3 protein-coding genes are annotated in these 5,011 nt (G+C 68.8%); 1 reads left to right on the top strand and 2 read right to left on the bottom strand.

From position 1 onward, the window contains the following. Positions 1–34: 34 nt before the first annotated feature. Positions 35–3,046 carry a UPF0182 family membrane protein gene (locus IH13_RS0110045; protein ID WP_031083021.1) on the bottom strand — a complete coding sequence of 1,004 codons (3,012 nt, stop codon included), beginning with the start codon at positions 3,044–3,046 and terminating at the stop codon, positions 35–37. Positions 3,047–3,183: 137 nt separating this feature from the next. On the opposite strand from IH13_RS0110045, the gene IH13_RS0110040 reads away from it, so the two are divergent. Then, on the top strand, positions 3,184–3,744 hold the full coding sequence (locus tag IH13_RS0110040) for a PPA1309 family protein (RefSeq protein ID WP_037841063.1): 561 nt from the start codon (positions 3,184–3,186) through the stop codon (positions 3,742–3,744). 30 nt (positions 3,745–3,774) lie between these two features. On the opposite strand, the gene IH13_RS0110035 is transcribed toward IH13_RS0110040, so the two are convergent. After that, complete coding sequence (locus tag IH13_RS0110035) at positions 3,775–4,884, bottom strand: YlbL family protein (protein ID WP_031083017.1); 1,110 nt, start codon at positions 4,882–4,884, stop codon at positions 3,775–3,777. Between the last annotated feature and the right edge of the window lie 127 nt (positions 4,885–5,011).

Genomic DNA, 5,011 nt, shown 5'->3' with positions numbered 1-5,011 from the left:
TTCAAACCGTACCACGACGCGGGGTGGTGCTTTCTCAGTCGGTCTGGCCGCCGGCCTGGTCCACCGGATCAGGCTTGTCCGACTCGTCAGCCTTATCCGGCTTGCCCTTCTCCGGCTTGTCGGGCTTATCCGCTCCGTCCGACGCGTCGGACGAGCTGTCCGCGGCGCCGCCCGAGCCGGAGGCCTTGGGCTGGGCCGCCGCGGCACGCTGGAGCGCCTGCTCCAGGGCCGCCTGGGCCTCGCCGTAAGCCTTCCAGTCCTGCTCCTTGAGCGCCGTCTCACCGTCCGTGTACGCCTTCTGGGCGTCCGCGATGGCCTTCTTCAGCGCGGCGTCCCCGGTGGCCGGGGGCTTCGTGGTGTCACCCGGTGGCTGGTCGGGCTCGGTGGGCGGTGTGGTCGTGTCGGAGCCCTCGACCCCGAAGACGGCGTTCAGCGCGTCGCCGAGGTTGTTCTCGAAGACGATCTTCGAGCCGTACGAAGCGGCGACCTTGCGCAGCAGCGGGTAGTTCTGCGTGCCACCGCGCGTGTACACCGGCTCGATGTAGAGGAAGCCTCCGTCGAGCGGCACCGTCAGCAGGTTGCCGTACTCGATGTCCGAGTCGGTGCCCTTGAGGTTCCTCACGAACTCGGCCACGTCGTCGTTGCCGTTGAGCTCACTCTGCACCTGACCGGGGCCCTTGACCGTGCTGGTGACTCTCAGCAGTCTGATCGTGCCGTAGTCCTTGCTGGCCGCGTCCGCGTCCACCGCCATGAACGCCCCCAGGTTGGGGCGCCCCTTCGGGGTGAAGGTCGTGGTCAGGGAGAACTTCTGCGTGTCCTGGCCCGGCATCTTCATGCTCAGGTAGTACGGCGGGACGGACCCGGGTTCCTTGTTGGTCGGGTCGTCCGGGACCTGCCAGGCGTCACTGCCGCTGTAGAACTGTGCGGGGTTCACGACGTGGTACCGGGTCAGCAGCTCACGCTGGACCTTGAACAGGTCCTGCGGGTACCGCAGGTGGTCCATGAGCTCCTGCGAGATCTCCGAGCGCGGTTCGACCGTGCCGGGGAACGCCTTGCGCCACGTCTTGAGCACCGGGTCCTCGGTGTCCCACTCGTAGAGCTTGACCTTGCCGTCGTAGGCGTCGACGGTGGCCTTCACGGAGTTCCGGATGTAGTTGACCTGGTTCTGCTGGGCGACGACGGCACGCTGATTGGTGGTCAGCGAGTCGGCCGTGGTGTCACCGAGCGTCGTACGCGAGGCGTACGGATAGCCGTTGGTCGTGGTGTAGGCGTCGACGATCCACTGGATCCGGCCGTCGACGACCGCCGGATAGGCGTCCCCGTCGATGGTCAGCCAGGGCGCGACCGCCTCGACCCGCTCCTTCGGCGTCCGGTTGTAGAGGATCCGCGAACCGTCCCCGATGGCTCCGGAGTACAGGATCTGCGGCTCGCTGAAGGACACCGCGTAGGCGGCGCGGTTGAAGGCGTTGGAGAGGCTGACCCCGCTGTCGCCCTTGTAGCTGGTGGTCTTCTCGCCGTCCTCCTCGTAGTCGAGCTCCTTCTGGGGCCCGCCGACGATGGAGTACTGCTCGGTCTTCTCGCCGTAGTAGATCCGCTGCTCGTACTCGCCCAGGTCACCTGTGGTGGGCAGGCCCGACTCCGTGAAGTCCGGGGAGCCCGTCGGGTTGGTGCCCGTCGTCGTGCCCCGGGCCGCGATGACGCCGTAGCCGTGGGTGTACGTGAAGTGGTCGTTGATCCAGTTCCGCTTGGGGAGGCCCTGGATGTTCAGCTCGCGCAGGCCGATGACGGTGTCCTGCTCCTTGCCGTCGGGCCCCTTGTAGCGGTCGACGTCCAGCGTCTTGGGGAACTGGTAGTAGTTCCTCTTCTGCTGGAGCTGCTGGAAGGCGGGCGAGACGACGTTCGGGTCCATCACGCGGTAGCTGGCGGCGGAGTCGGCGCTCGCCCTCAGCTTGTTGCCGTCGTCGGTCGTGCTGGTGCCCGCGTAGTCGTCGACCTGTGCGTCGTCGATGTCGTACGCGTCCCGCGTGGCGTCGATGTTCTTCTGGATGAACGGGGCTTCCTTGGCCTGCTCGTTCGGCTGGACCTGGAACTTCTGCACGATCGCCGGGTACAGCCCGCCGATCAGGATCGCCGAGAGCACCATCAGACCGAAACCGATCACCGGCAGCTGCCAGGTGCGCCGCCAGAGCGTCGCGAAGAACAGCACGGCGCAGATCGCGGCGATGCAGAAGAGGATCGTCTTCGCCGGCAGATAGGCGTTGGCGTCGACGTACCGCAGCCCCGTCCAGTTGTCCGTGGCCTTGAAGTCACTGCTCTTCACGGCGAGGCCGTACCGGTCGAGCCAGTACGCCACCGCCTTCAGCGAGACGAAGACGCCGAGCAGCACGGAGAGGTGGCCGGTGGCCGCGCCCGTGGCCCGGGCGCCGGGGCTGGTGACCCGCAGCCCGCCGTAGAGGTAGTGGGTGAGCGCCGCCGCGATCAGCGACAGCACCGCCGCGGCGAAGCCGAAGCCGAGCAGGAAACGGTAGAACGGCAGGTCGAAGGCGTAGAAGGAGACGTCCAGCTTGAACTGGGGGTCCTTCTGACCGAACGGCACGCCGTTGACGTACATCAGCCACGTGCGCCACTGCCCCGACGCGGAGGCGCCGGCGATCAGCCCGACGAGCGCGGTGATCGCGAGCAGCACCCACTTCTTGTAGGGGGCGACGCTCATCCGGTAGCGGTCCAGGCTCTGCTGCTCCAGCGACATCGCGCTCAGCGGCGGCCGGAGCCGGTGCGCCAGCCAGATGTTCACACCGACGGCGAGCGCCATCAGCAGTCCGAAGACGAGGAACAGCCCGATCTTGGTCCACAGGGTGGTGGTGAAGACGGATGAATACGCGACCGACCTGTACCAGAGCCAGTCCGTCCAGAACCCGGCGAACATGACGAAGGCCATGGCGAGAACCACCAGGACGCCCAATGTCATGAGCAGGGTACGGGCACGCCGGGACGGGCGGCCGACTCTGATCCGTGGCCCGGTCGGGCCTCCGCCGCGGTCCGGCATCTGGAAAGCCAACGTGCGCACCTCGAAGTTCGCGGTCGTGTGAAGGGGGGCCCAGCGATCGTAGAGCCCACCTATGCAACTTACTGAGGCTTTACCTAGTTCCCGTTCCCGGGGCGGAAGGAGGCAGGATATTGGGCATGCCCAATGTTTCCCCCTCAGGCCCTCCGATGGCGTCGAGTCCTCTGACCGTCGCCGTCCTCGAAATCGACGCCTACGCCGCCACCCTCGGCTGGGACCAGCCCGCGCGCCTGTTCGCGCTCGTCGACACCGCCCGGCTGCGTTCCCAGGAGCCGGGGCTCGCCGCCCAGCTGGGGCTCGACGACCCGTCGTCGTCGGGCTCGGCCCTCACCCCCGTGGAGCAGGAGGAGCTTCCGGCCGGCACGGCGCTGGACGAGTTCCTCGCCACGATCGCCTGGCCCGACGCGGTCACCGGCTGCGCGCTCACCGTGGAACGGCTGATGCTGCCGCCGTCCGCGGAGGCCTCCGTGCCGGAGGGGCTGAGCGATGCCCGGCTGACGGAGTGGGTGGCCGCGCACCCCGACCGGCAGGAGGTGCGGATGACCGTGGCGGTGCTGCGGGACGGGGCCCGCGACTCCGCGGTGCGGTTGCGGGAGAAGGACTCCCCGACCGAGGTGCTGACCGGTGCCGGCCTGGTGCCGGGGCTGGCCGAGGCGCTCGCCGCGACCTTCGAGTCCTGATCCGCGCGGCCCCGGGCTGCCCGGCCGGGCTCAGCCCGTCGAGCAGCTCGGGAGGCCGGCCGGGTCCCCGGTGCGGATCTTGTCCAGGGACGCCCTGGCGTCTGCGAGGGTCTTCACCCGCACCAGCGTGAGTCCGCTCGGGGTGTCGGCCGCCGCCGCGGCGCAGTTGTCGTCGGGGGTCAGGAAATAGCGGGCCCCCGCGTCACGGGCACCGACCAGCTTCATGTTGATGCCGCCGATCGGCCCGACCTTCCCGGCGTCGTCGATGGTGCCCGTGCCGGCGATGAACTCACCGCCGGTCAGCTTGCCGGGTGTCAGCTTGTCGATGATGCCCAGGGAGAACATCAGCCCGGCGCTCGGGCCCCCGACGTCGGCGAGCTTGATGTCGATCTCGAACGGGAAGGTGTGGTCGGTCCCCGCCTGGATACCGACGATCGCCCGGTCCTGCGAGGGGTGCGCCGGGTCCTCGTCGGGCGCCTTCCGTGTGGTGAGGGTGATCTCCTGGGAGCCTTCGGGCTCCTTGCCCGCCTTCTCCGCCGCGGCCGCGGTCTTGGCGGGCACGATCGTGAAGACGACCTTCTCACCCGGCTTGCGCGCCGAGACCAGCTTGGCGACGTCCTGGGGCTGTCCGACCGCGGTCCCGTCCACGGCCTTGATCACGTCGCCGGCGTGCAGCTTGCCCTGGGCCGCGCTGTCCTTGATCACCGTGGAGACGACGACCCGGGAGGTGACGGGGATCTTCAGCTCCTTCAGGGCGGCGACCTTGGCGCTCTCCTGGGACTGGCTGAACTCCTCGGCGTTCTCCTGGGTGGACTCCTCCTCCGTCTTGCCGTTCGGGTAGAGAGTGTCGTGCGGCACGATCACGCTGTCGTGGGCCAGCCAGCCGTAGACGGCCTGGACGATGTTCATGTCGTAGTCGGCGCCGGTGACCCGGACCGTCGTCATGTTGAGGTGCCCGGACGTCGGGTAGGTCGGGTGCCCCTCGATCTGCAGCACCGGCTCGCCCCGCGCGTCGCCCAGCGTGTTCACCGTGGGGCCCGGGGACATCTCCGAGTACGGCACGGGGATCAGCACGCCTGCGCAGAGCAGCGCGATCAGGATCAGCGTGGAGGCGAGCATCGTCGCGGTGCGGCGTGGCATGGAACGACAGTACGGGAAGGGCGTGTCCGTGCACTGTCGGGGCCGGTCCGTACGGAGCGGCGCAAGCGCGGCCGCTCTGCGCGCGCGGAGGGCGGCCGAGGAGAGCGGGAAAGGCGCGGGATCGGCG

It is taken from the genome of Streptomyces sp. NRRL WC-3549, assembly GCF_000721935.1.
In the GTDB taxonomy this organism is placed as follows: domain Bacteria; phylum Actinomycetota; class Actinomycetes; order Streptomycetales; family Streptomycetaceae; genus Streptomyces.
The sequence above is the reverse complement of the archived record's forward strand: the minus strand, read 5'-3'. Positions and strand labels throughout refer to the sequence as shown.